Below are 18,864 nucleotides of genomic sequence, written 5' to 3' on the forward strand. Positions count from 1 at the left end.
CCTGGTGTTTCCACATCCCCTCCCGCGCTTTTTTAACTTCCCTTTCGTTCTGCCATGATCGGTTTCATATAAATCCCCATAAAATCCATTAGTTACATTTCATCACATTTTTTGGCGCTACCCTGATCACAGAAAACAAGAATCGTAATTTGATAACCAAATAACGGAATATTCGCGCTCGCAGGGAAGGTTTACAAGAACTGTAACCGGTATCAGTGAGCGTTGTGAGCGTTAAGGATGCGTAATGAAAAGTGAGATTCTCTCCGTTAAGGAGAAGATTGGCTATGGTATGGGCGATGCCGCCAGCCACATCATCTTCGATAACGTCATGTTATATATGATGTTCTTCTATACCGATATTTTCGGTATTCCCGCTGGTTTTGTCGGCACCATGTTTTTACTGGCGCGTGCGCTTGATGCCATCTCCGACCCTTGCATGGGCCTACTGGCCGACCGTACCCGCTCTCGCTGGGGCAAATTCCGACCCTGGGTGCTGTTTGGCGCGTTGCCGTTTGGCATCGTCTGTGTGCTGGCTTATAGCACGCCGGATCTTAGTCTGAACGGCAAAATGATTTATGCCGTCATCACCTACACGTTGCTAACCCTTCTGTATACTGTGGTCAACATCCCTTACTGTGCGCTGGGTGGTGTAATAACCAATGACCCGACGCAGCGTATCTCCTTGCAATCGTGGCGCTTTGTGCTGGCTACGGCAGGCGGAATGCTCTCTACCGTACTGATGATGCCGCTGGTGAAACTGATTGGCGGTGAGAATAAGGCGCTGGGCTTCCAGGGGGGTATCGCGGTGCTCTCGGTGGTGGCGTTCCTGATGCTGGCGTTCTGCTTCTTTACCACCAAAGAGCGCGTTGAAGCGCCTGCCACCCATACCTCCATGCGTGAAGACCTGCGTGATATCTGGCACAACGACCAGTGGCGCATAGTCGGCCTGCTCACCATCCTGAATATTTTGGCGGTATGCGTGCGCGGCGGGGCGATGATGTATTACGTCACCTGGATATTGGGCAAGCCGGGCGTGTTTGTCGCCTTCCTCACCACCTATTGCGTCGGCAACCTGATTGGCTCGGCGCTGGCAAAACCGTTGACCGACTGGAAATGCAAAGTGAGCGTTTTCTGGTGGACCAACGCCTTGCTCGCAGTAATCAGCGTGGCGATGTTCTTCGTACCGATGCACGCCACGATCGCTATGTTCGTCTTTATCTTCGTGATTGGCGTGTTGCACCAGTTAGTTACACCTATCCAGTGGGTGATGATGTCTGACACCGTCGACTACGGCGAATGGTGTAACGGCAAACGCCTGACGGGGATCAGTTTTGCTGGCACGTTGTTCGTGCTGAAACTGGGTCTTGCCCTCGGCGGGGCGCTGATTGGCTGGATGCTGGCAGGCGGCGGTTACGACGCGGCGGCGAAAACGCAAAACAGCGCCACGATCAGCATCATCATCGCTCTGTTCACTATCGTCCCGGCCATCTGTTATCTGCTGAGCGCCGCGATCGCCAAACGCTACTACACCCTGAAAAGCCCGTTCCTGAAAACCATTCTGGAACAACTGGCGCAGGGGGCACACCGCAACGAACAAGAATTTACCCATAAAGAATTGCAGAACTAAAGGAACAGACCATGAAAATTAGCGACGGAAACTGGCTGATCCAGCCTGGCCTTAATTTGATTCACCCGGTTCAGGTTGATCAGACGTGAGATATTTGAGAGAGAGACGTGAGATAAATAACGATTCGGAGTGGGTTCTGACGAATCCTGTCGAATAGATTACTGTAATTAGTTTTCAGTATGTGAAAGAAGAATCTCACCATTTATAACCCATTGAACCCATCCTTCTAACTGCACTAGAATCCAGTTTCCCCAACTCTTTCTAAGAAGGATAGCCCCAATGAGTAACAAACAAGACGACCATGCACCAGGCGGTTTTTCGGAAGAACCTAAAGGATTTGTGACGGTGACTTACGATAAAAAAGAAACAAATAGTAAGCAGTCGGAAAAAAGTTCCGAATCATCACCGAAGCCATCTCAATCACCTAAAAGGTAATCGCTCATTCATCCTTTAGAACCACAATACCTTTAGCTGTTGTTCTTCTTATGTCGACCCTGGCAATCTGATCCCCCGGGATGTAGGTTGACAGGGCTCCCCACTCTTCAAGGATAACATCTTTACACTTCACCCACCCAATACTACCCGGTGCCTTCTCGTGAGTTACATAAAGCAAAATATCCTTTTCATTCCCAAGAACAAAGCTGCCACAAGGTAGCCCTTCAAAATTTCCTGGTGCTTCGGATAAAAGTACTGTGCCGTTTTTTAACGTAACATATACCTGAGAAACATAATAACCCCGCTGATCAAACATACGCTGCCAGGCTGAACTGGTGCTGTCTGACCAGGAGATATCATGGTCGCGCAAAAATTTATACATCCATTTGCGCCCGTACTTACGCCACCAGGCACCATTTGCAAAGGCGTATAGCACAGCCAACAATGCGGCAAGGTACTCTCCCCATCCAGCCCAGATGAAAGCCTGGTACACCATGGCGGCGAACAGACCAAAAATCAATGTTGAAAAGGTGATATCAATGGGTTTGTGCTGGTCTTTAAGGCCAACATTTGCAATGAAGTAACCGATGTAACCCGACGCCAGCGTTACCAGCGTAGCCCACGGTAAATTTATTAAACTGGCATCAATCATGACTGGTCTCCCTTCGTGGGTAATCTGAGGTTTCAGAATAAGCAAAAGCACGCTGGAAAATCCACCGTGCTTTCATGTTGTCAGGCCGTCAGCGCCAGTACATTTAAACCGCTTTAATCTATCCGTCACCGAACATATCAGCCTGCGCTTCATCAGAAACATTTTTCTCTTTCTTGATGTGCGCCGACTGCCCCTTGCGTAGTTCTGATGCCAGGTAGGCTATCTCCCTGCCGATGGCCAGCGCCTTGCTTTCACTAAGGTCTGGTACATGCTGGCGCAGGCAGTATGCTGAGTGATCCATGATGTCGCCGAGGGTTCTGAACTGTTCCCGAATAAACTCGCTGATATCGCTGTCGTCGGGTTCATTATCATCGAACATATCAGGCTGGTGACGCTTTACATATTCATCCCGCATATCTTTAACAATGCTGTATATCCACTGGATCGACACACCGAACTTTTCGGCCAGCGCATCGTGGTTGCCTCCCTTGAACTCATCAAAGATGCGCTGGTTGCGTAGCATGACTTCATGGTTAGGGGTTTTGGTGATGTAGATAACATTCCCCTCCCACGCAAACGCGAGCTGCCTGATGATGGCTACGCTGATTGTGTTTGCGGTCGCTGCGGGAAGACCTCGTCGGGAAAGAACGGAGAAGGCGGCCTCCCGAATGCCGCCCATTAATTTCTCCTGTGTCGTGATGCTCATGTCTCACCCCGGAGCTTTTTTAACTCCCGTTCCTGCCATTTCTTGAGCTTCTCGATGGCCTCGCTGGCCTTATCAGATTCCAACCATTGCAGGCCATCAACGCCGGTCTCCCGCTTAACCCAGCGGCGCAGCGCTTCTTCAGAACTGTCGCGCACAAAGCCCTGTGCGTACATTTCAAGCCACAGCGCACGCAGCTTCTTGGCCTGCGGGAAATCTGCCAGTTGGCGCGTTGTGCGCGCTTTGCTGGAAGGTTTTACGACAAAGCCTTTGGCTTTCATCGCGGCTAGTACCTTATTGAGCTGACCGGGGTTCATGTCGCTGGTTGACGTTTTGCCTGTGACGGATAACAGCATCTGGCGATAGGTATCGGCATCCATACCCATCTGGCTTTTGGCGATGTGAATAAGCTGAATGAGTTTCACCCTGTTTATTTTCATGAGGCACCATCCTTGATATCCAGAAGAACACGCCTGGCTTGTATCGGAGCCTCGTTCATTTCCCGTATACATTCAGCATCATAAAAGCTGGCCTTGATGTTGGTTTTATTCATTACCATCTCGTGCATGGTCAGCATTCGGGCCAGTGCGATCTGTAGGCGGTTAATCAACATGAAAGCCGGGAACGGCATGCTGTAAAGCGGCTGGCAGCGCGAACCGGGCTGCGTGTTGGCCCATTCAGGATTAAACATGTATGCGCATGAACCACGCTTCATCTCCTCCAGTTCGTCATTATCCGTGAAGGCTATGGGTTTCTGCTGTGCCAGTTCCAGGCATGGCGCAGCCAGGTCAGTCATGGCACAGATAATTTCAGCAACCAGTGAGTGATGCATAACGGTTTCACCTGTAAAAGTGACGGCTGCGCATTTCTGGATATTTACAAGCCTGGTGTTCAGGTCTGCTATTTCCTTGATGCGGGTTGCTGATAGTCCGGTATTATTCATGATGAGACTCCTATTTTCGCCTGTTCCTGACCGTTGACGGGCTGGTGCAGGCTGGCCTGCTTACCCTCGCGCCAGCCGCTATTTAGGGCGCTGTCGTTATCGCGCGTTTTGCCTGACTGGCGGGCATGACGTGTAACTATTCGGGTGTATTTCTTCTCCAGCCAGCGTTCGGCCAGTTCCACCTCATGGGCAGTTCTGGCTAATTTCTCGATTTTATTCAGCACCGCAATAATCCAGCCTTCTGCGAATTTATCGCCGCGTGCGGTTTTGGTGCTGGTTTTAATGCGTTTATTCTGGGTTTTAATAAAGTCTTTGCGGGCTTTCATTAACTGACGGCCTAATACCTCAAATGTATATGCCGCCAGTTCCGGTCGGTTATATAAACCGTAAAAGCTGACGCCGCAACCACCCAGCAGAACACAATCCACCCCAAACGCATCCTTTATAACCTGCAGCAGGTGCGCCATATAGTGCGGGGGATTACTGGCCCCAACGGGCCAGTAATCGCAGATGGACTCATTGATATCGAGAATCTCAATATCGCCCTGAGTAACGCCATGAGCCTCCATCAGCTTCTGAGCGCGTGCCAGTGCGGCGGAGGCTTCATTGGCATTAGATGAACTGGTCAGCGCCATCAGTTTTTTAAGGCGTCGGATAGCCTTGTCTTTATCGTCTTTCATTTAGTAGTATTTCCATGTAGATGAGCCTGCTTTTTTTAGTGCTTTCTCTGATATATTAAATAGCGCATTAATACCATTTATAGGTTTAAAGACGTATCCGGTTGCCACCATGGCAGCAATTAATGAACCATTCGTTATATAGCCAGGCTCCATGGTATTCCCATATTTATCAATTATTCCCTTATTATAATTTTCTACAGCGTGTTTTAGACCGTATGATGTTGGGTTATCTTTAGGAAAGGTTTTTATCTGGCACTGACTTAAACCATGAGCTCTAATCCATCGCATACAGCTAGTTGCGCCAATCATGAAACATGGGTTATCCAGTGGGTGCTCCCATGTGAAATTACGCTCACGCCGGCAAAGACCATTCTCATTAAAGGTTGGGTATTCAGCAAGAATGCTTGTCACCGCATGGCGTACTTCTGCCTTGTCATCGGCACGATTTTTATCAACACCCATCCAGCGGTAATCTGAACCGGATTTGCTAATGCACCGTTTGCCACTAAAGGGCCATTGTTGCGCCATTGCGGGTGTGGAGTGATTGCCATCCGTTCTGTTTTTCTGAGCCTCTGTCCACTGGCTGGCATATTCGGTAAATGAAATTCGCTGTCCTTGCCTCATCCAGTGCGCAATCATGATTAGGGTGCGCTCCAGACTCTTAGTGTCATTATTGCTGAAGCATTGGTAAGCAAAAGATTTTAGTTTTTCTCGCTCATGATATGTCATCCTTTGCGGGAAATAGTAGCGACCCGTTCCCTTTAAACTTTCAGAAGAATAAAATTCTTCTGAGGTGGGGATTATTTTCATTTTATTTTCTCCTGTCTATTTTAATCAGTGCCATTCTTTTACTGGTTTCAGCATTTCCAGTATTTCGCTTGTTATCTGTGCGCGGTTATCTTTCAGATGTTGCTGGACATCGTTCAGTATCTTTTCTGCTCCATCAAATCCCACAATACCTGCCAGCGCTGTAGCGGAACTGTAAATAGAAAGAGTGAGGATGTGCGCTTTCTCGCTCAGGGTTTCGCACTGGCATTGCCTCTGAATATCCAGAAGACCATGCCCCACAACTACACCGGTTTTGCTTTTATCAATCACGATTACCTCCTTCTATTTCCAGTCCACGACTCAGCGTTATCAGTGTTCCGCCTGCCTGCATAAACAGCTTTGCTGCCTCCTGGTCGTTGCCCGACTCAGCGGCACGCATAGCGCGGTTAATTTCCTTCTCAGCCTTTCTACGCAGATGTTGAATAACGTCGAATTTCATTTCTCTATCTCCTGCTCAAATGGCGTAATTGAGAATGTCTCTTTACCGGAAACAATAGAGATGCCGGTAATACCCTTTACGGCTTCTTTGTCGGCCAGAATAGCGTCCTTATTGACTTCCTCCTTACGGCGAATAAAGCGGTCGAGTTTTAATTTCTTCAGTGTCTCAATAACAATTTCAACACCTTTGAGGTTGACGGAGTCCGGTTTTTTTCGCCATGCCACCTCACCAGTAATCAGGTTGGCAGTCTTGGAATCTCCCTTAGTGATAGTGCTGCGATTGGCCTCGCACCACGTCTGCACGCCTTTCTGCAGCACGTCGAGTTCAGCCCGCAACGCCTCAATCTTCGGGGTGTTCTGGTTCATGATTATTGCTATCTGGTCGTTAGCGTCCGTTTCAATACGGGTTAATTCTCGCTGAATATCGCCGATTTTTTTAATATCAACGCTGACCTGTTCTTTCGATTGCGGCGTGTAGGAAGCCGCCGCAGCTTTAAGCCGCGATTTTGATTTCGCCATTTCTAATTACCTTTTAAGTGGGGTTATTTAACTAACTCAAACTCTATTTCTTCGGGCTCACTAATATGATCTATATCGTCAGCACTATCATCAAAGTCATATTTAAAAGCGATTTCTTTTATCTGCTCTTCAACTTCTCGGCCAGAAGACCATTCCTCGCAAATTTTCAGATAGCGGTCGTAATCTGCTTTTTCCATTTCCACTATTTTTTCGAATCTGACGGTGGCTTCTGCTCTGATAGCAACTTTTACTGTGTCATTCATTATCGTGCTTCCCATGTTACGCGGCAGTTATTCACCTGAATCTGCCACCATTCATAATTACCTTTATCGTCATTGCCGCTACCATAGCGAACGGCTTTACCATGCTCCTGTTCCTGACGGCAGCGGTTGTCATAGTTAACCCGGATACTGGGGCGCTGGTAGCCGTCAATTTCCACGCGATCGACATTGAAATCCATGGCGTTAAGTTGGGCAATAGCGCTACCGACCTGAGCCATCTGCTCCTGGATGCGCTTATTGTCGCAGTTGATGATTAAGCGGCTGCGCATCACGACACCTTTTCCACTTCCATGTCGTCGTAACACACGCCAGGGGAATCACAACCCAGGATTTTTATACCCTCGCTGCCGTCCATTGGTGGCCAGCCTTCCATATTACCGTCCTCAAACAAGGCAATAAGGCCCTGGGTATTCCAGTCTCCGGTCGGGCCTGTTTGTTCGGTAAAGCAGGTAGCGGCCAGCATTTTTAATACAGTGGCAGTAATATCGCAGTCACTGTCCAGATAACGATCTTCTGCGTTAATAAAGAAGTTATTAATCTGGTGAAGTAATTCATCAGTGCAGACGGAGTGGTCAATCTCCACGGTTAATACCGGCGCGTCCTCGTGGGCATTCCAGGTGATTTCATAACGCTTGATATCTGACATATTTACTCCTTATCGGATGTGTGGGTTGATATTTTTTATTACGTCGCCGTTAACCACCGGCACGCCAATCGCTGCTGCTTCGTTAATGGCGGCAATCATCAGGTTGCCAATGGCCAGTGGGTAAAGGTTGCTGGCAAAAACATCCTTCCTGGTATCGGGATTTTTGCCCACCTTAACGGTCATTTTGTCGCGGATGGCCTGGATGCCTGACTCGTCAATGAACTCGCTGACCTTGCGGCCTGCGCGGTCAAACTTAAACGCCAGGAAGGCTTCAAGATCATCTTCAAGTGGTTCAAGTCTGACCATCTCGCAGCGCTGGACTACCTCACGCACCGAGGCGCTACGCTCGCTGAGTTTGTCACGCAGCTCCTGCTGGCCTATCAGGATGATGGCCAGCAGGCGCTTAAAGCCGTGCTCCAGCTCCAGGAATCGCTTGAGGTGTTTCAGTGTGGGAACCGGCAGCGAGTGGGCTTCCTCAATAATCAGTACATGGCCGCACTTGGAACTTTCAGCGCTGTCCTTCAGCGCCTGATGTACCTGCGCAAACCGTGCTTCCGGTGACTGTTTCGGGCGTTCGCCCGGTGCAACCGCCCGCAGGATAGCCTCGGCGATGCTGGCAGATTTCAGGGTTTTGCCTGTGCGATCGTTGTCTTCCATCGCCAGAACGTAGGGTTCGATAACCACGGTGCCAGCGCTTTCGCGTTGCAGACGGTCAATCAGGTCACGGCGCAAAGTGGACTTGCCGGAACCGGACTCCCCCCACAGCGCCAGCATGCCGCCGTGAACCGCCGTCTGGAACATAGCCTCGCGCACATAGCGGATATCGGACGTGATGAACATGTCCGCCGCGCTCTGAATAGCGGTATCGTCGAACGGGTTAGTGAATAACTTAAACGCCTTTTTCGCCTTCTGGCTTAATGTCTGTTTTTTGAGTAACATGCTGTCCTCTTCTGTTGTCTGTTGTACCTGAGTAACGGCGGTTGCCTGCTGCCTGACCTCGTCAAAACTGTGGGTGGTGTCCACGTTGTGAGCCTGCAGCAGCTCAGTGATCCGCTTCCTGAGTTGTTCGGTTTTACGACGTGGCCACTGCCCGTGGTTTACCAGCTGCGCCATAGCCGCTTTTGATATACCCAGCATTACGGCAACCTCCTTCTGGTCTATCTGCAGGTGCTGCAGTTGTTTTTTCAGTAGCAACATCGTTAATCCCTCTCAGGCTGCGGTCGCTATGTCGGCGCATCCAACCAGCCAGTCACGTGATATGCCAGCGTTGTTGACGAAATTCACAATCAGACTGTCGTGCGGATACCAGCCGTAGTGCGTGATGGTGACGACCATGCCGCTTACCAGATTTGGGATGCCGCGCAGGCTGTAGCTCTTATCCCGAAAACGTATCGTCAGGTCGTGGCGCACGGCACGCTTAACGGCGATAGCAAGGGGTTGTGTCTGCTGTTTCATAGGGTTGTCCTCTTCTGTCTATATAAAGGAAGGCTATTTGCCTGCCGCCAGGCTGACCACGACGTTGTCGCTCAGGGCCAGCAGTTCCTGCATGATGGCGTCCAGTTGTTCTTCAGGGACACCATCAGGCCAGTTGTCTACCAGATACTGGTAGTGAGTGGGGTTCCACTCGCGCCGCAGCGCATCAAATCGGGTTCGTAATGCCATCGCCGCTTTGACGTGGCTAAGTGGTGCTATCTCAATCTGGTGTACTCGTACCCGTGGTTGTAGCTCACTGCCTTTGCGTGGCAGATAAGTCGGGCTGTTGTGCTGTGCGTCTTCAATTTCTTTATACGGATTGAAACGCCCGCCGAACGGTATCGCTCCGGCCTTGCGGGCAGCGGAGGTTTCTTCATCATTACTCGTGCCGTAGATATGTTGTTCCACTTCGTTACGGCTGTGCTGTGCATCGGTCTCTGGCATCTGGCCGTAGCGTTCGCCAATCACCGGTGCATTAACGGCATATCCCCACTCATCTTTTTCCACCGCGTAAACCGGCAGATATTGTTCAAACCCGTCTTCGTCGGTGACGATGATGCGGGCCTCGTTCTCATGCCATGGATTGCGGGTAATCTGCAGCTTGTCGCCAACGCATGCGCCCGGTACGCTTTCCACGCTGAATTCCTGCCCCCGGAAAGACACGCGCAGCTTGCTGGTGACAGTGCGCTCTTCCGGCGCTGCCACTGCCAGTTCCCGGCATATATCTACCGGAGGGGCTTTTATCAGTTTTTCCGGGGTGATGCGCAGCCAGCTCTCCGTGCGACTCATGCCATAGCGGCTGTGAATATGATTGCGGTTGTAACTCATGCGCCACAGGCGGACGTATCGGTTCAGTTCCTCGATAGTCTCCACGCGGCAAAACCGCAGGCCCGCTTCAAAATCGCATTCGATAATGTCACGCGCTTTTTCCACCGCACCGGTGGCGCGGGCATTGCGGGCCTTATGCTGCAGGCAACGAATACCCAACGCCCGGCACATGTTCAGCATCGACGCGGAGACCAGCGCCGAGCCGGGGTCGGTATACAGGATGGAAGGAACGCCGTGTAACACATCTGCGCCGCCTCGCTCCTGCATGGCGTTAATCATTACCGACAGAAAGTTTTCAGCGCTTTCGCCACCGAAGCGGTATTCCACGTAGATCCAGTTAGTGGTGTGATCGATGAGTTCGAAGGACCACACGCGGTCGTTAACGATACGATCCAGATTTTTAGGTTTGTTCTTGTAGAACGTATCCCTGTCCATCACGCGCAGGCCGGTATCACCTTTGACTTTTTTGCCGGGGTTCTTCAGGTAATAAAGTACACAGATGGAAGCATCTATCTCCCATACGTGGTTTGGGTGTTTGCTTGCCAGCTCCAGCGATGGAGTTGGGTTCTGGAGTTGATCGTAATGCAGGTGATATGACCGCAGCGCCCGACTGATGGCATCGATGGACAGTGGAAAAAATTCGCCGGTCTCTTCATCGGTACGACCTGCCATTATCATGCCGTTAGTACGCAGGGCTTTGACCACGCTTTCAAGGCTGTACAGGCGCTTGTCATTATTACGCCGCGACTCCAGCCATGCCCCGGATATCACCAGTGCTTCTTCACGCGTCAGGGCGCTACAGCCCGCGTCGGCGCGTTGCTTGCGCTGTGCGGCAGGCTGAAATGCTTTCAGCTTTTTCAGTAATGTGGCGCGTGACATGCGGAGTTCCTCGCAGGCGGCTTTGTATATCGGTTCTTTACGCCCATGACCGGCATGCCGGGCGGCATCTGCATAGTGCATCAGGCGCTGATTCAGGGCGGCGTTCATGGTCAGTTACCTTGTGGTTCAGCACGGTCTGTGGGCAGCAGGCTCTTCAATTTTTCGTAGTCATACCTGCCAGTACCGAGATAAAACTCCACCTCAGACCAGTTGTCCTGCTCGGCAAAACGGACGATATGGTTAATCCAGTTCTGGGCCAGCGCAGCGGCTTTCAGGAACTCGTCACGCTGCGCCTGCTGTTCTTTGGTGCGGCGGAGTTTGATGACGGGTGCGTTAGTCATGATTAACCTCCTGAGCAGGAGCTGATGATTTTTCCCGCGCCACGCGTTTCAGGCTGTCGATGGTGTGGGCGATGTTATTCAGGTATGCCTGCGCAATACCCCAGCGGTCTTTCTGTGCGAACTCAAGGGCGCGGTTAGTCTGAGTCAGTACAGTCTGGATGCCGCATATAAAATGCTTCATGCGTAAGCGTTCCTGGTTGTCACGGTCTGGGGCTGGGCTAAAAACGTAATTGAGAAAATCACCAACTTCTTTCTGGGTTAACAGTCGCTTCCCGTTTGCGCGGATGGCTTCATTGTGTTTGTTATCCATGTGGTTACTCCTCTTCGGTATTGTCGTTAACCCATGCAGGCGGTGTCACTTCTGCCACCATGTCAGGGATGGAAAAGCGCGTGACGATATCGTCAAGCTCACTGCGGATTTCGCAAACGAGGCCCGCCATAAAACTGCTGTGGTCAACGCCACGGTCAGCGGTGTCTTTCTCCAGTTCGGCAAACGCGCCCTGCAGTGCGCCCATCAGTTCGCGGGCAATCTTGCTGCTGATAGACGTTGCTTCCAGTCGGGTGCGTTCGGCCAGTTCATTGTCGGTAATGGGCTTGAAGCGCTCTTCGTGCAGCTTGTCTTCCAGCTCATCGCGGGAGGATTTCAGGTCTGCTGCGCGCTTGCGGCTGGCTTCAAGGTCGGCCTCGGTATCGGCCAGTTGCTTTGCCAGTTGCTCTTTTTCGTCGTTCTGACGGGCAATCAACTCTTCGGCGAGATCGAGCAGACTTTCTTTGTCGCCCTGTTTGGCCACTTCGATAAGGGCGGTTTTGGAATCCTCCGGCAGCTTGCGGAACTGGCGTAGCTCGCGGTAACCGATACCCATGCGGGACATGGATTCGAGGGCTTCTTCGCCGAAGGTACGGAGGTTGGTGATGTCTCGATCAACCTGATCGACTGATGAACCAAGTAATTCGCAAAAACCTTCCCATGTTCCTGAAAACTCCGCACCGTGCGGAGTTTTATTTCCTTTGAGATGACGGTACAGCTTGTTTTCCTTGATAAAAGCAAGTTTGGAAGTCCGCACCGTGCGGGAAAATTTACCAAACGCATCTGCCATTTGGGCCTGACCAAGAAGTTGATTCAGGAGATCGCGCTCACCCTGTGCCTGAATATCTTCCTGTGATAACTCAGGGTATGGGTGTTCAAAGTCCTGCCCAGGAATAGCGGGCGTCATTGGTTCAACATCGATAGTATTTTTAGCTCTACGCCCCATGATTATTTACCCGTCCCTTTCATTAAGAGTTTTTGTTTGCGCTCCAGACGTTGCCTAATGAGTGCGTCTTCTTTCATGCAGTCATACGCCATCTGCAAAAGCGCGGTTGAGTGTGCGTATCGCAGGGTGCTTTCGCCATCAGGGGTGAAAACCTCAATAACGAGATTCTCTTCTATAAGGGCATCCAGCAGTTCAGACATGCGGGTTTTGGGAATATGTGTTGCATCAGCGATTTCACCTGCGGACATACCGGTATTAGTACGACCTGAAAGCGCCTTCAGGATTCTGGCGGTACGCGCGGCTGACGGTGACTTGCCAGTAGGTTTTGCCATTTGATCCTCCTTACTAATTACTGAAAGGCTGTTACAATAAATTAAGCGGCGATGTTGTTGGATTTGAGTCCGAGTTTTACAGCTATCTCATGCCCTATGCCGTAGTGGGCTTTGGTTTGTCCGTTCAATACGCGGTACACGGCTTTACGTGGATAGTTGTTTTCTTTAGCCCACGCAGTAATGGTTTTGCCTTGTTGGCGCAGGTTGTTTTTAACTTGATCTGCGGTCATGTTGGCTCCTTATTTGGTGCAACAATGGTTGTTCTATTTAAGGTGTATTATTATCCCAAAAATGGGATATGTAAAGAGGGTTATGACAAAAATGTCACAAGGGGAACGACTAAAAGAAGAAAGAAAACGCTTGGGTTTTAGTCAAACTGACTTCGCTCAAATGGTTGGGGCTTCCTATAAGAGTCAGTTGAGATGGGAAAAAGACGAATCATCCCCTGGAGCTGACGCTTTAGGTTTATGGGCTGAAGTTGGCTTAGATGTTCTTTATGTTGTTACAGGGCAGCGATCACAAATTTCATCAGATATCCCAAAAATGTCACCTGAGAAACAAGCGTTAGTGGATGCCTACGATGGTATGAGTGCAGACGATAGAAAAACACTTCTCCGTGTTGGCGAATCGCTATCACAGCCAAAACCAAACAAATTCGCCAGTTGATTGCAGTGTCACCAATTTACCTCGCGGCCCACCTGAGCGCCTGCGCACAAGGAAGTATGAACGACTAAAGAACAGCGATGAGCCTGACGTTGATAACGTGATCAACATCTTTTCTCGTAAAGGGAATGGCGGTGGTAAGAAAGAATAAAGTGAATTTTATTGTAAATGGGTTTCATTAAATGTTGAAAAATGCTATCTGCAGGCTTTAGCTTCCTTATAGTTTCGGCCGAAACCACATAAGGAAACGCTATGTCAGCAAAGAAACAAATACTAAAGAGTGACTGGGATTTAACCGCAACAGAACGAATCCTCAAAGAGAAGAAAAGGCTTGGTATTAGCGAAGAACGAATGGCTGAGATACTGGGGTTAACGCCGTACTTCTATGACCTGGTCTCCGATGAGAAACCTGACTTCAAAGTGTATGAAATGGCTGAAGACATTCAGGTTGCACTGGATAAGGCCGGATTTGATCTCTTCTATATATTGACGGGCGAGCATAACGGCGACAACTACGAGATCATGCTTGAGGCGTTTGATTATGCTCTTGCTGATTTGCCTCTTGATGAGCAGGGTGACATGCGTGAGTTGATGGAGCCTATCGTTAAAAAGTTTATGAAGGCCACGAATGGCGGTAAGCATTCCATGCATCATTGATATGTGAGCGAGAACACCATGAGCCACTTTAATATTAATGAATTACATATATCCTCCTCTCGGGTAACAACAGACGAATTCATAGATTTTATTAATTCCTTTAAGGGGCCTCTTGTGTGCCCAGTTTGTGCGGGTAAGTCATGGGATGTGCAAGGCGTTGTTGAGGGATTAGATGCAGGAGAGCCATGGGGAACCATGGATGTCATCGAATCCCTTAATTACGCGGAGTTAAAAGAAGGTGCGAAAACCATTTCGTTTGCAGGGGGTCTTCCTGTGTTTAGAATTACATGTAATACATGTGCATATATGATGCTTTTTTCTTATAAGCGAGTCAGATCAATAATAGACACTAATGCAGCAATGAAAAAACAAGAGGAGCAAGGGGGTGAGTGAGTCTAATGTGTATAATATAGGTTTAAACAAGTCTTCCGCTCAATCTGTTGATTTCCCTGCTGTGCAGGATCATACTGATTTCAGTAATGGCAATGGCGGAGGAGGTGATATGGACAGGCGAATTCAAAAGCTAGAAGAGAATGTTGCTCAGATTAAAACTGATATCGCTGTTATTCGTAGTACGGGAGCGACGGAGGTGACTTTGCATAAAGAAATCGGCGATATACGTAAGGAAATGAACAACCAGACAAAATGGATTGCAGGGGCTATTTTTGCAGCTCTAACAATTGGTCTTGCTGTGGCTAAAGTGCTTTTTCATTGATTATAAATGAGGATAGGTTGTAGTCATCCTTGACCTTGTTACTAAAAAATTCCTGATAATCAGTTCCTGTTTTGGTTTTGCCTTTTCCGTTGTCTGCAGGTTGTACTTGATACCTACTGACCGTATCTCCAACCCCGCAAAGGCTTGACGCATCTCCGGTATGTCGTTTACTGAGATAATCACGTTCCCCTTCATGCTGGTGGCCAGCTGCGCCATGCGCTCATATTCCGCAAGTGGAAAATCCACGCCATAGCCTTCCGTTCCCCAGTACGGCGGGTCGCAGTAGAACAGCGTGTGCGGGCGGTCATAGCGCTCAATACACTTACTCCAGTCCATATGCTCAATAATGGTTCTGGAAAGTCGCAGGTGCGCCAGCGATAACTCTTCCTCGATGCGAAGCAGGTTAAATCGTGGGCCGCTGGTGGTCGATGTACCAAAGGTGTGATCCGCAACCTTACCGCCAAACGCCTGCTTCTGTAGATAGTAGAACCGGGCGGCACGCTGGATATCGGTCAGTGTTTCTTCCGGCGTTACCTGCAACCACTTGTAGATCTGACGGCTGACCAGTGCCCATTTGAACTGCCGTACAAACTCTTCCAGATGGTGCTTGACCACGCGGTACAGGTTCACCAGTTCATTGTTGACGTCGTTGATAACTTCAACGCGGCTGGGTTCTTTGAGAAAATACAACGCAGCAGCGCCGCAGAACGGCTCCACGTAGCAGGTATGTTTGGGAAACAGTGGCAGGATGTGCTTTGCCAGACGGCGTTTACCGCCTATCCACGGCACAATCGGGAGTGATTGTTCTTTCATTTACTGTAAGCCTTTTTCAATAGTTGAAAAATAATGCCTGCATGGCATAGGCTCATCCTGTTCTCGCGAGAACGGAAGGGCCTCGGTTGACTCACAGGGATGTTCTGTGGGTTGATGGCCTGCCGAAGGTTTAGGCACCTCCCGGCAGGTCGCTCTTTTCCGGGGAGGGTTAACCAAGTTTGTTGTGAAGATTCAGGATTTCTTTCCTGATTTTCTCAGTGAGTTCCTCGCGGTGTATTTGCTGCTGTTTGTGGCAATCCAGAATGGCGATAACAGATTCAGTCACCTGACGAATGATATCTTCCGGGGTAAGTAAGGTGTGCTGTGGGGCATTCTGTTCGTCTTTATTTACAACTCCAGATAAGCAATTTGGATTTTGGCTGGAGTATTCATTTCCTTTTTTATATGCCTGCATTGTTTGTTCCGGGACTGGAGTAGTTGTCAGCGCCCAGTTAATCAGGTCAACTACCGGCTGCAGGTCGGTTTCCTGATACTCTTCAAACGATACCCCAAGCTTGCTCATCAGTGCCTGAATATGGACCGGAACCGGGCGATCAACCAAATCATCAATGGTGATTTCCCTGTCTGGCTTGCCCTGGTGATCCAGTGCCAGATACAGTAACTCACGGAAATCGAGATTCAGCGTCAGCGGATGGCCGACCTTATCCCTGAATCCGTATTCCTCAAACCACGCCATCACTTCACTGTGGCTCATGCCGCGTATGGTGGGCTTCTGGAGTGACCCCGGCAGATTAACTTCTTTCAGTTTAAAGATGGTGCCGCTGCGGGGCTTATGCCACGCGGTGTAATCATCCCCGCACATCTCCTTTTCTGCTTTCACGTCAGGCGCTTCAATAATACAGTCGCTGTGGATGAGCCTCAGCACATCCGCAATCACCGCCAGCACGCGACTTTTGCCTGAGCCTGTCGGACCTGATACGGTAATAGTGATGGTGGGGTTAAGTGTCTTTGACATGATATTGACTCCGTGATTAAACGAGTCCCCATCCTGCACATCCATATTTACCGCCACTATTAAAGCCCTTTAAAAGCGATTTAAACCCCGCTTTGTCATGCTGTCTCCATCATTCAAGGAGACGCATTCAATGAAAAAATTCAAACGCCTTTCCCGCTTTGTTGCCACTGCGCCACGCCCGCGCCTGTGGGGCTGGTTGCTGGCCGCTGCCGTGATGTTTCTGGTAATTGCGGTGGTGTCGCCGCAGCAGCTGCCGGTGGTGGTCTACAAGCTGTCGCTCATTTCGCTCGCTGCTGTACTCGGCTACTGGCTGGACCGTTCGCTGTTCCCCAAGGCTCGTCCCGGACAGTTCCAGCGTCACGTTCCGCAACTGATGGATATCGGTCGCTATCCGGTGGAGACGGGAAATCACCTGGTCTTTGCGGCTGTATTGATCCGTCGCGCAATGATTGTCGCGGCGGTATGTCTGGCTGTGGCGATGGGGTTGTAACGATGATTTTTCACTGGCCGCAAATCGTCTGGTGCGTGCTGGCCCTGATGGGTCTTGGTATGTCACTGGCTGATAGCTCTAAGAAAAAAAACGGGTTTATCGGCTTTCTGTCAAGCCTGATTGCCACGCTGGTTACCGCCTGGCTGCTCTGGTGTGGCGGGTTCTTCTCGCAGGCTGACGCCGCTGAACCACCGACCGTCGCCCTCAAATACCGCAGTGATGTTATTCGTTCTGCCCGCGTGGACTGGGGACTGAATGCGCCGGTCGCTGATTTTGCCGCGCAGCTGCATCAGGAGTCGGGCTGGAATCCTGCCGCCCGTTCACCTGTCGGCGCGCAGGGGCTGGCGCAGTTCATGCCGTCGACATCTGAATGGATTGCCGGACTGATGCCGCACCTGGCCTCGCGCGAACCGTATAACCCCGGCTGGGCCATCCGGGCGCTGGTCAGTTACGACCGCTGGCTGTGGAGCCGTGTGGCCGTGCCTGACGGCTGTGAGCGTATGGCCATGACATTGTCTGCCTACAACGGAGGACTGGGTTGGGTCAACCGCGACCGCAGGCTGGCACGAACGCGCGGTCTCGATGACGCCCGCTGGTTTGGTGCGGTTGAAACGGTCAATGCCGGGCGAAGTGTCGCCAACTGGCGGGAGAACCGCCACTACCCGCAGCGCATTCTGCGTGAGCTGGCCCCGCGCTACCTGTCGTGGGGAGGGGCTAATTGTGTGGGTTAAATGGATTAAGCGTCTGCCCTGGACAAGCATTGCGCTGGTGCTGGCCATCATCATGATCTTTGCCGCCACCTGGCTTAAAGGCTACACCACCGGGCGTAAAGAAGGCTGGCGTGATGGTGAACAGCAGGTAGCGCAACTGCAGTCGCAGTTTGATACATACCGGCGTGAAGACGCGGTGAAACAGACCGAAGCGCTGATGGAGATTGTCAGGCGCTATAACGCGCAGGTCGCCGCCGCGCACAAGGCGGACGAGGATTTTCAGGCCAAAAAACAACAGCTGGAGCGTGAGAATGCTGCCCTTAAAAAACAGATTGCCGACGTCACCCGCCAGTGGGTGGATGAAAAAGGCAAGAGCCATCCCATTGAGTGCGTGTTTACTCGCGGTTTCGTGCAGCAGTACAACGCCGCCCTCGGTGTCACCGCCCCATACAGCGCCGGTCATCACGAATCCGCTACCGCCGCTTCCGCCAGCGCTGGCACAACGACCGGGACAACTGATACCGCTGTCACCCGGTTACGCGACTCCGGCGTCAGTCAGGCCGATATCCTCGCCAACGTTACCGACAACGCCCGGCAGTGCCGTGTCTGGCGTGAGCAACTGAACGGCGTGCTGGATTACACAGAAGGATTGCATCAATGACCATACAGGTTGAGTTCTGGACGCTGGTTGGCTTCCTGATTTCGTTTATCGGTGCGGTCTGCGGGCTGGCGAAATGGTTATTCAACAACGCAGAAGCGCGGCAGGCTGCCCGGTTCGCGTCGCTGGAGCAGACCATGAAAGAGACGGCGTCGCGCTGGAACGATCTGGAGCGTGAGTTCCTGGAGTTTAAGGCGAAGCTGCCCGTCGACTATGTCCGTCGTGAGGATTACATACGCGGCCAGACGGTGATTGAAGCCAAGCTGGACGCTGTCTACGAGAAGCTCGGTAGCGTTGCGCACCAACAAAATCTGAGAGGTTAAC

At 50.8% G+C, this 18,864-nt stretch carries 32 protein-coding genes and 1 pseudogene; 11 read left to right on the forward strand and 22 right to left on the reverse strand.

Annotation, left to right across the window (positions count from 1 at the left end; genetic code table 11):
* Nucleotides 1–244: 244 nt before the first annotated feature.
* The 3 genes and pseudogenes from F4V72_RS07090 to F4V72_RS24085 all read left to right on the forward strand — a co-directional run bounded on the left by F4V72_RS07090 (nucleotide 245) and on the right by F4V72_RS24085 (nucleotide 2,062).
* A complete protein-coding gene (locus F4V72_RS07090; protein ID WP_063389916.1) occupies nucleotides 245–1,627 on the forward strand; it encodes a glycoside-pentoside-hexuronide family transporter in 1,383 nt (460 codons plus the stop codon).
* Between the two features lie 11 nt (nucleotides 1,628–1,638).
* A pseudogene (locus F4V72_RS24760) lies at nucleotides 1,639–1,704 on the forward strand (hypothetical protein); the annotation flags it as partial.
* Between the two features lie 202 nt (nucleotides 1,705–1,906).
* Nucleotides 1,907–2,062 (forward strand): hypothetical protein, encoded by a 156-nt coding sequence (locus F4V72_RS24085; protein WP_170245747.1) that lies wholly within the window; start codon nucleotides 1,907–1,909, stop codon nucleotides 2,060–2,062.
* Nucleotides 2,063–2,066: 4 nt separating this feature from the next.
* Here the strand turns inward: F4V72_RS24085 and F4V72_RS07100 are convergent, their stop codons facing one another.
* The 20 genes from F4V72_RS07100 to F4V72_RS07190 all read right to left on the reverse strand — a co-directional run bounded on the left by F4V72_RS07100 (nucleotide 2,067) and on the right by F4V72_RS07190 (nucleotide 13,088).
* Nucleotides 2,067–2,714 (reverse strand): hypothetical protein, encoded by a 648-nt coding sequence (locus F4V72_RS07100; RefSeq protein WP_136057881.1) that lies wholly within the window; start codon nucleotides 2,712–2,714, stop codon nucleotides 2,067–2,069.
* 118 nt (nucleotides 2,715–2,832) lie between these two features.
* Nucleotides 2,833–3,420 (reverse strand): Mor transcription activator family protein, encoded by a 588-nt coding sequence (locus F4V72_RS07105; RefSeq protein WP_136057882.1) that lies wholly within the window; start codon nucleotides 3,418–3,420, stop codon nucleotides 2,833–2,835.
* Nucleotides 3,417–3,851 (reverse strand): gp16 family protein, encoded by a 435-nt coding sequence (locus tag F4V72_RS07110; RefSeq protein ID WP_211361499.1) that lies wholly within the window; start codon nucleotides 3,849–3,851, stop codon nucleotides 3,417–3,419. Before F4V72_RS07110 ends, F4V72_RS07105 begins: the two co-directional genes overlap by 4 nt.
* Before the next feature lie 2 nt (nucleotides 3,852–3,853).
* On the reverse strand, nucleotides 3,854–4,360 hold the full coding sequence (locus tag F4V72_RS07115; RefSeq protein ID WP_136057884.1) for a hypothetical protein: 507 nt from the start codon (nucleotides 4,358–4,360) through the stop codon (nucleotides 3,854–3,856).
* Entirely contained in the window at nucleotides 4,357–5,040 is a 684-nt protein-coding gene (locus F4V72_RS07120) for a DUF2786 domain-containing protein (protein ID WP_136057885.1), read from the reverse strand. The genes F4V72_RS07115 and F4V72_RS07120 overlap by 4 nt, the downstream gene beginning before the upstream one ends.
* A complete protein-coding gene (locus F4V72_RS07125) occupies nucleotides 5,041–5,850 on the reverse strand; it encodes a hypothetical protein (RefSeq protein WP_232081679.1) in 810 nt (269 codons plus the stop codon). It abuts the gene before it with no gap.
* Nucleotides 5,851–5,874: 24 nt separating this feature from the next.
* Nucleotides 5,875–6,138 (reverse strand): hypothetical protein, encoded by a 264-nt coding sequence (locus F4V72_RS07130; RefSeq protein WP_136057886.1) that lies wholly within the window; start codon nucleotides 6,136–6,138, stop codon nucleotides 5,875–5,877.
* Nucleotides 6,131–6,307 (reverse strand): hypothetical protein, encoded by a 177-nt coding sequence (locus tag F4V72_RS24090; RefSeq protein WP_170245748.1) that lies wholly within the window; start codon nucleotides 6,305–6,307, stop codon nucleotides 6,131–6,133. Before F4V72_RS24090 ends, F4V72_RS07130 begins: the two co-directional genes overlap by 8 nt.
* Nucleotides 6,304–6,825: a host-nuclease inhibitor Gam family protein gene (locus F4V72_RS07135; protein WP_136057887.1), complete on the reverse strand. Its 522-nt coding sequence runs from the start codon at nucleotides 6,823–6,825 to the stop codon at nucleotides 6,304–6,306. The genes F4V72_RS24090 and F4V72_RS07135 overlap by 4 nt, the downstream gene beginning before the upstream one ends.
* A 23-nt stretch (nucleotides 6,826–6,848) precedes the next feature.
* Nucleotides 6,849–7,088: a hypothetical protein gene (locus tag F4V72_RS07140; RefSeq protein WP_136057888.1), complete on the reverse strand. Its 240-nt coding sequence runs from the start codon at nucleotides 7,086–7,088 to the stop codon at nucleotides 6,849–6,851.
* A complete protein-coding gene (locus tag F4V72_RS07145; protein ID WP_136057889.1) occupies nucleotides 7,088–7,375 on the reverse strand; it encodes a hypothetical protein in 288 nt (95 codons plus the stop codon). Before F4V72_RS07145 ends, F4V72_RS07140 begins: the two co-directional genes overlap by 1 nt.
* Nucleotides 7,375–7,752: a DUF2528 family protein gene (locus tag F4V72_RS07150; protein ID WP_136057890.1), complete on the reverse strand. Its 378-nt coding sequence runs from the start codon at nucleotides 7,750–7,752 to the stop codon at nucleotides 7,375–7,377. Before F4V72_RS07150 ends, F4V72_RS07145 begins: the two co-directional genes overlap by 1 nt.
* A 9-nt stretch (nucleotides 7,753–7,761) precedes the next feature.
* Nucleotides 7,762–8,949: an ExeA family protein gene (locus F4V72_RS07155; protein ID WP_136057891.1), complete on the reverse strand. Its 1,188-nt coding sequence runs from the start codon at nucleotides 8,947–8,949 to the stop codon at nucleotides 7,762–7,764.
* A gap of 12 nt (nucleotides 8,950–8,961) precedes the next feature.
* Nucleotides 8,962–9,207, reverse strand: coding sequence for a hypothetical protein (locus F4V72_RS07160; protein WP_136057892.1), 246 nt, complete (start codon nucleotides 9,205–9,207; stop codon nucleotides 8,962–8,964).
* 33 nt (nucleotides 9,208–9,240) lie between these two features.
* Nucleotides 9,241–11,040, reverse strand: coding sequence for a DDE-type integrase/transposase/recombinase (locus F4V72_RS07165; protein ID WP_136057893.1), 1,800 nt, complete (start codon nucleotides 11,038–11,040; stop codon nucleotides 9,241–9,243).
* Nucleotides 11,041–11,042: 2 nt separating this feature from the next.
* The gene (locus F4V72_RS07170; protein ID WP_136057894.1) at nucleotides 11,043–11,273 is read right to left on the reverse strand and encodes a hypothetical protein; all 231 of its coding nucleotides are present in this window, start codon (nucleotides 11,271–11,273) and stop codon (nucleotides 11,043–11,045) included.
* Complete coding sequence (locus F4V72_RS07175) at nucleotides 11,266–11,583, reverse strand: hypothetical protein (RefSeq protein ID WP_136057895.1); 318 nt, start codon at nucleotides 11,581–11,583, stop codon at nucleotides 11,266–11,268. The genes F4V72_RS07170 and F4V72_RS07175 overlap by 8 nt, the downstream gene beginning before the upstream one ends.
* A gap of 4 nt (nucleotides 11,584–11,587) precedes the next feature.
* Nucleotides 11,588–12,526: a hypothetical protein gene (locus F4V72_RS07180; RefSeq protein ID WP_136057896.1), complete on the reverse strand. Its 939-nt coding sequence runs from the start codon at nucleotides 12,524–12,526 to the stop codon at nucleotides 11,588–11,590.
* A gap of 2 nt (nucleotides 12,527–12,528) precedes the next feature.
* On the reverse strand, nucleotides 12,529–12,858 hold the full coding sequence (locus F4V72_RS07185) for a helix-turn-helix domain-containing protein (protein WP_136057897.1): 330 nt from the start codon (nucleotides 12,856–12,858) through the stop codon (nucleotides 12,529–12,531).
* Between the two features lie 41 nt (nucleotides 12,859–12,899).
* A complete protein-coding gene (locus tag F4V72_RS07190) occupies nucleotides 12,900–13,088 on the reverse strand; it encodes a DNA-binding protein (protein WP_136057898.1) in 189 nt (62 codons plus the stop codon).
* An 82-nt stretch (nucleotides 13,089–13,170) separates the two neighbouring features.
* Between F4V72_RS07190 and F4V72_RS07195 the strand changes: the two genes are divergently transcribed.
* The 4 genes from F4V72_RS07195 to F4V72_RS07210 all read left to right on the forward strand — a co-directional run bounded on the left by F4V72_RS07195 (nucleotide 13,171) and on the right by F4V72_RS07210 (nucleotide 14,893).
* Entirely contained in the window at nucleotides 13,171–13,524 is a 354-nt protein-coding gene (locus tag F4V72_RS07195; protein WP_136058592.1) for a helix-turn-helix domain-containing protein, read from the forward strand.
* Nucleotides 13,525–13,773: 249 nt separating this feature from the next.
* Entirely contained in the window at nucleotides 13,774–14,178 is a 405-nt protein-coding gene (locus tag F4V72_RS07200) for a hypothetical protein (protein ID WP_136057899.1), read from the forward strand.
* An 18-nt stretch (nucleotides 14,179–14,196) separates the two neighbouring features.
* Nucleotides 14,197–14,571, forward strand: a complete 375-nt coding sequence (locus F4V72_RS07205; protein WP_136057900.1) for a hypothetical protein — start codon at nucleotides 14,197–14,199, stop codon at nucleotides 14,569–14,571.
* Complete coding sequence (locus tag F4V72_RS07210; RefSeq protein ID WP_136057901.1) at nucleotides 14,564–14,893, forward strand: hypothetical protein; 330 nt, start codon at nucleotides 14,564–14,566, stop codon at nucleotides 14,891–14,893. Before F4V72_RS07205 ends, F4V72_RS07210 begins: the two co-directional genes overlap by 8 nt.
* Here the strand turns inward: F4V72_RS07210 and F4V72_RS07215 are convergent, their stop codons facing one another.
* A complete protein-coding gene (locus F4V72_RS07215) occupies nucleotides 14,894–15,706 on the reverse strand; it encodes a DNA adenine methylase (RefSeq protein WP_136057902.1) in 813 nt (270 codons plus the stop codon).
* A gap of 169 nt (nucleotides 15,707–15,875) precedes the next feature.
* Nucleotides 15,876–16,727 carry a hypothetical protein gene (locus tag F4V72_RS07220; protein WP_136057903.1) on the reverse strand — a complete coding sequence of 284 codons (852 nt, stop codon included), beginning with the start codon at nucleotides 16,725–16,727 and terminating at the stop codon, nucleotides 15,876–15,878.
* A gap of 85 nt (nucleotides 16,728–16,812) precedes the next feature.
* Between F4V72_RS07220 and F4V72_RS07225 the strand changes: the two genes are divergently transcribed.
* Genes F4V72_RS07225 through F4V72_RS07240 form a run of 4 tightly spaced genes read left to right on the forward strand, consistent with a single transcriptional unit; the run spans nucleotide 16,813 to nucleotide 18,863 of the window.
* Entirely contained in the window at nucleotides 16,813–17,172 is a 360-nt protein-coding gene (locus tag F4V72_RS07225; RefSeq protein ID WP_136057904.1) for a putative holin, read from the forward strand.
* Between the two features lie 2 nt (nucleotides 17,173–17,174).
* The gene (locus tag F4V72_RS07230) at nucleotides 17,175–17,903 is read left to right on the forward strand and encodes a transglycosylase SLT domain-containing protein (protein ID WP_136057905.1); all 729 of its coding nucleotides are present in this window, start codon (nucleotides 17,175–17,177) and stop codon (nucleotides 17,901–17,903) included.
* Nucleotides 17,893–18,543, forward strand: coding sequence for a hypothetical protein (locus F4V72_RS07235; RefSeq protein ID WP_136057906.1), 651 nt, complete (start codon nucleotides 17,893–17,895; stop codon nucleotides 18,541–18,543). The genes F4V72_RS07230 and F4V72_RS07235 overlap by 11 nt, the downstream gene beginning before the upstream one ends.
* On the forward strand, nucleotides 18,540–18,863 hold the full coding sequence (locus F4V72_RS07240; protein ID WP_136057907.1) for a hypothetical protein: 324 nt from the start codon (nucleotides 18,540–18,542) through the stop codon (nucleotides 18,861–18,863). Before F4V72_RS07235 ends, F4V72_RS07240 begins: the two co-directional genes overlap by 4 nt.
* The last annotated feature ends 1 nt before the right edge of the window (nucleotide 18,864 follow it).

It is taken from the genome of Salmonella enterica subsp. diarizonae, assembly GCF_008692785.1.
GTDB classification, from domain to species: Bacteria; Pseudomonadota; Gammaproteobacteria; order Enterobacterales; family Enterobacteriaceae; genus Salmonella; species Salmonella diarizonae.

Excerpts from the sequence above, each read along its gene's own strand:
- F4V72_RS07090 (WP_063389916.1), top strand. The coding sequence starts at position 245 with ATGAAAAGTGAGATTCTCTCCGTTAAGGAGAAGATTGGCTATGGTATG.
- F4V72_RS07180 (WP_136057896.1), bottom strand. The coding sequence starts at position 12,526 with ATGGGGCGTAGAGCTAAAAATACTATCGATGTTGAACCAATGACGCCC.
- F4V72_RS07195 (WP_136058592.1), top strand. The coding sequence starts at position 13,171 with ATGACAAAAATGTCACAAGGGGAACGACTAAAAGAAGAAAGAAAACGC.
- F4V72_RS07150 (WP_136057890.1), bottom strand. The coding sequence starts at position 7,752 with ATGTCAGATATCAAGCGTTATGAAATCACCTGGAATGCCCACGAGGAC.
- F4V72_RS07115 (WP_136057884.1), bottom strand. The coding sequence starts at position 4,360 with ATGAATAATACCGGACTATCAGCAACCCGCATCAAGGAAATAGCAGAC.
- F4V72_RS07160 (WP_136057892.1), bottom strand. The coding sequence starts at position 9,207 with ATGAAACAGCAGACACAACCCCTTGCTATCGCCGTTAAGCGTGCCGTG.
- F4V72_RS07105 (WP_136057882.1), bottom strand. The coding sequence starts at position 3,420 with ATGAGCATCACGACACAGGAGAAATTAATGGGCGGCATTCGGGAGGCC.
- F4V72_RS07135 (WP_136057887.1), bottom strand. The coding sequence starts at position 6,825 with ATGGCGAAATCAAAATCGCGGCTTAAAGCTGCGGCGGCTTCCTACACG.
- F4V72_RS07120 (WP_136057885.1), bottom strand. The coding sequence starts at position 5,040 with ATGAAAGACGATAAAGACAAGGCTATCCGACGCCTTAAAAAACTGATG.
- F4V72_RS07205 (WP_136057900.1), top strand. The coding sequence starts at position 14,197 with ATGAGCCACTTTAATATTAATGAATTACATATATCCTCCTCTCGGGTA.
- F4V72_RS07145 (WP_136057889.1), bottom strand. The coding sequence starts at position 7,375 with ATGCGCAGCCGCTTAATCATCAACTGCGACAATAAGCGCATCCAGGAG.
- F4V72_RS07220 (WP_136057903.1), bottom strand. The coding sequence starts at position 16,727 with ATGGATGTGCAGGATGGGGACTCGTTTAATCACGGAGTCAATATCATG.
- F4V72_RS07225 (WP_136057904.1), top strand. The coding sequence starts at position 16,813 with ATGAAAAAATTCAAACGCCTTTCCCGCTTTGTTGCCACTGCGCCACGC.
- F4V72_RS07230 (WP_136057905.1), top strand. The coding sequence starts at position 17,175 with ATGATTTTTCACTGGCCGCAAATCGTCTGGTGCGTGCTGGCCCTGATG.
- F4V72_RS07125 (WP_232081679.1), bottom strand. The coding sequence starts at position 5,850 with ATGAAAATAATCCCCACCTCAGAAGAATTTTATTCTTCTGAAAGTTTA.
- F4V72_RS07165 (WP_136057893.1), bottom strand. The coding sequence starts at position 11,040 with ATGAACGCCGCCCTGAATCAGCGCCTGATGCACTATGCAGATGCCGCC.
- F4V72_RS07190 (WP_136057898.1), bottom strand. The coding sequence starts at position 13,088 with ATGACCGCAGATCAAGTTAAAAACAACCTGCGCCAACAAGGCAAAACC.
- F4V72_RS07170 (WP_136057894.1), bottom strand. The coding sequence starts at position 11,273 with ATGACTAACGCACCCGTCATCAAACTCCGCCGCACCAAAGAACAGCAG.
- F4V72_RS07200 (WP_136057899.1), top strand. The coding sequence starts at position 13,774 with ATGTCAGCAAAGAAACAAATACTAAAGAGTGACTGGGATTTAACCGCA.
- F4V72_RS07100 (WP_136057881.1), bottom strand. The coding sequence starts at position 2,714 with ATGATTGATGCCAGTTTAATAAATTTACCGTGGGCTACGCTGGTAACG.
- F4V72_RS07155 (WP_136057891.1), bottom strand. The coding sequence starts at position 8,949 with ATGTTGCTACTGAAAAAACAACTGCAGCACCTGCAGATAGACCAGAAG.
- F4V72_RS07185 (WP_136057897.1), bottom strand. The coding sequence starts at position 12,858 with ATGGCAAAACCTACTGGCAAGTCACCGTCAGCCGCGCGTACCGCCAGA.
- F4V72_RS07140 (WP_136057888.1), bottom strand. The coding sequence starts at position 7,088 with ATGAATGACACAGTAAAAGTTGCTATCAGAGCAGAAGCCACCGTCAGA.
- F4V72_RS07175 (WP_136057895.1), bottom strand. The coding sequence starts at position 11,583 with ATGGATAACAAACACAATGAAGCCATCCGCGCAAACGGGAAGCGACTG.
- F4V72_RS24085 (WP_170245747.1), top strand. The coding sequence starts at position 1,907 with ATGAGTAACAAACAAGACGACCATGCACCAGGCGGTTTTTCGGAAGAA.
- F4V72_RS07240 (WP_136057907.1), top strand. The coding sequence starts at position 18,540 with ATGACCATACAGGTTGAGTTCTGGACGCTGGTTGGCTTCCTGATTTCG.
- F4V72_RS07215 (WP_136057902.1), bottom strand. The coding sequence starts at position 15,706 with ATGAAAGAACAATCACTCCCGATTGTGCCGTGGATAGGCGGTAAACGC.
- F4V72_RS24090 (WP_170245748.1), bottom strand. The coding sequence starts at position 6,307 with ATGAAATTCGACGTTATTCAACATCTGCGTAGAAAGGCTGAGAAGGAA.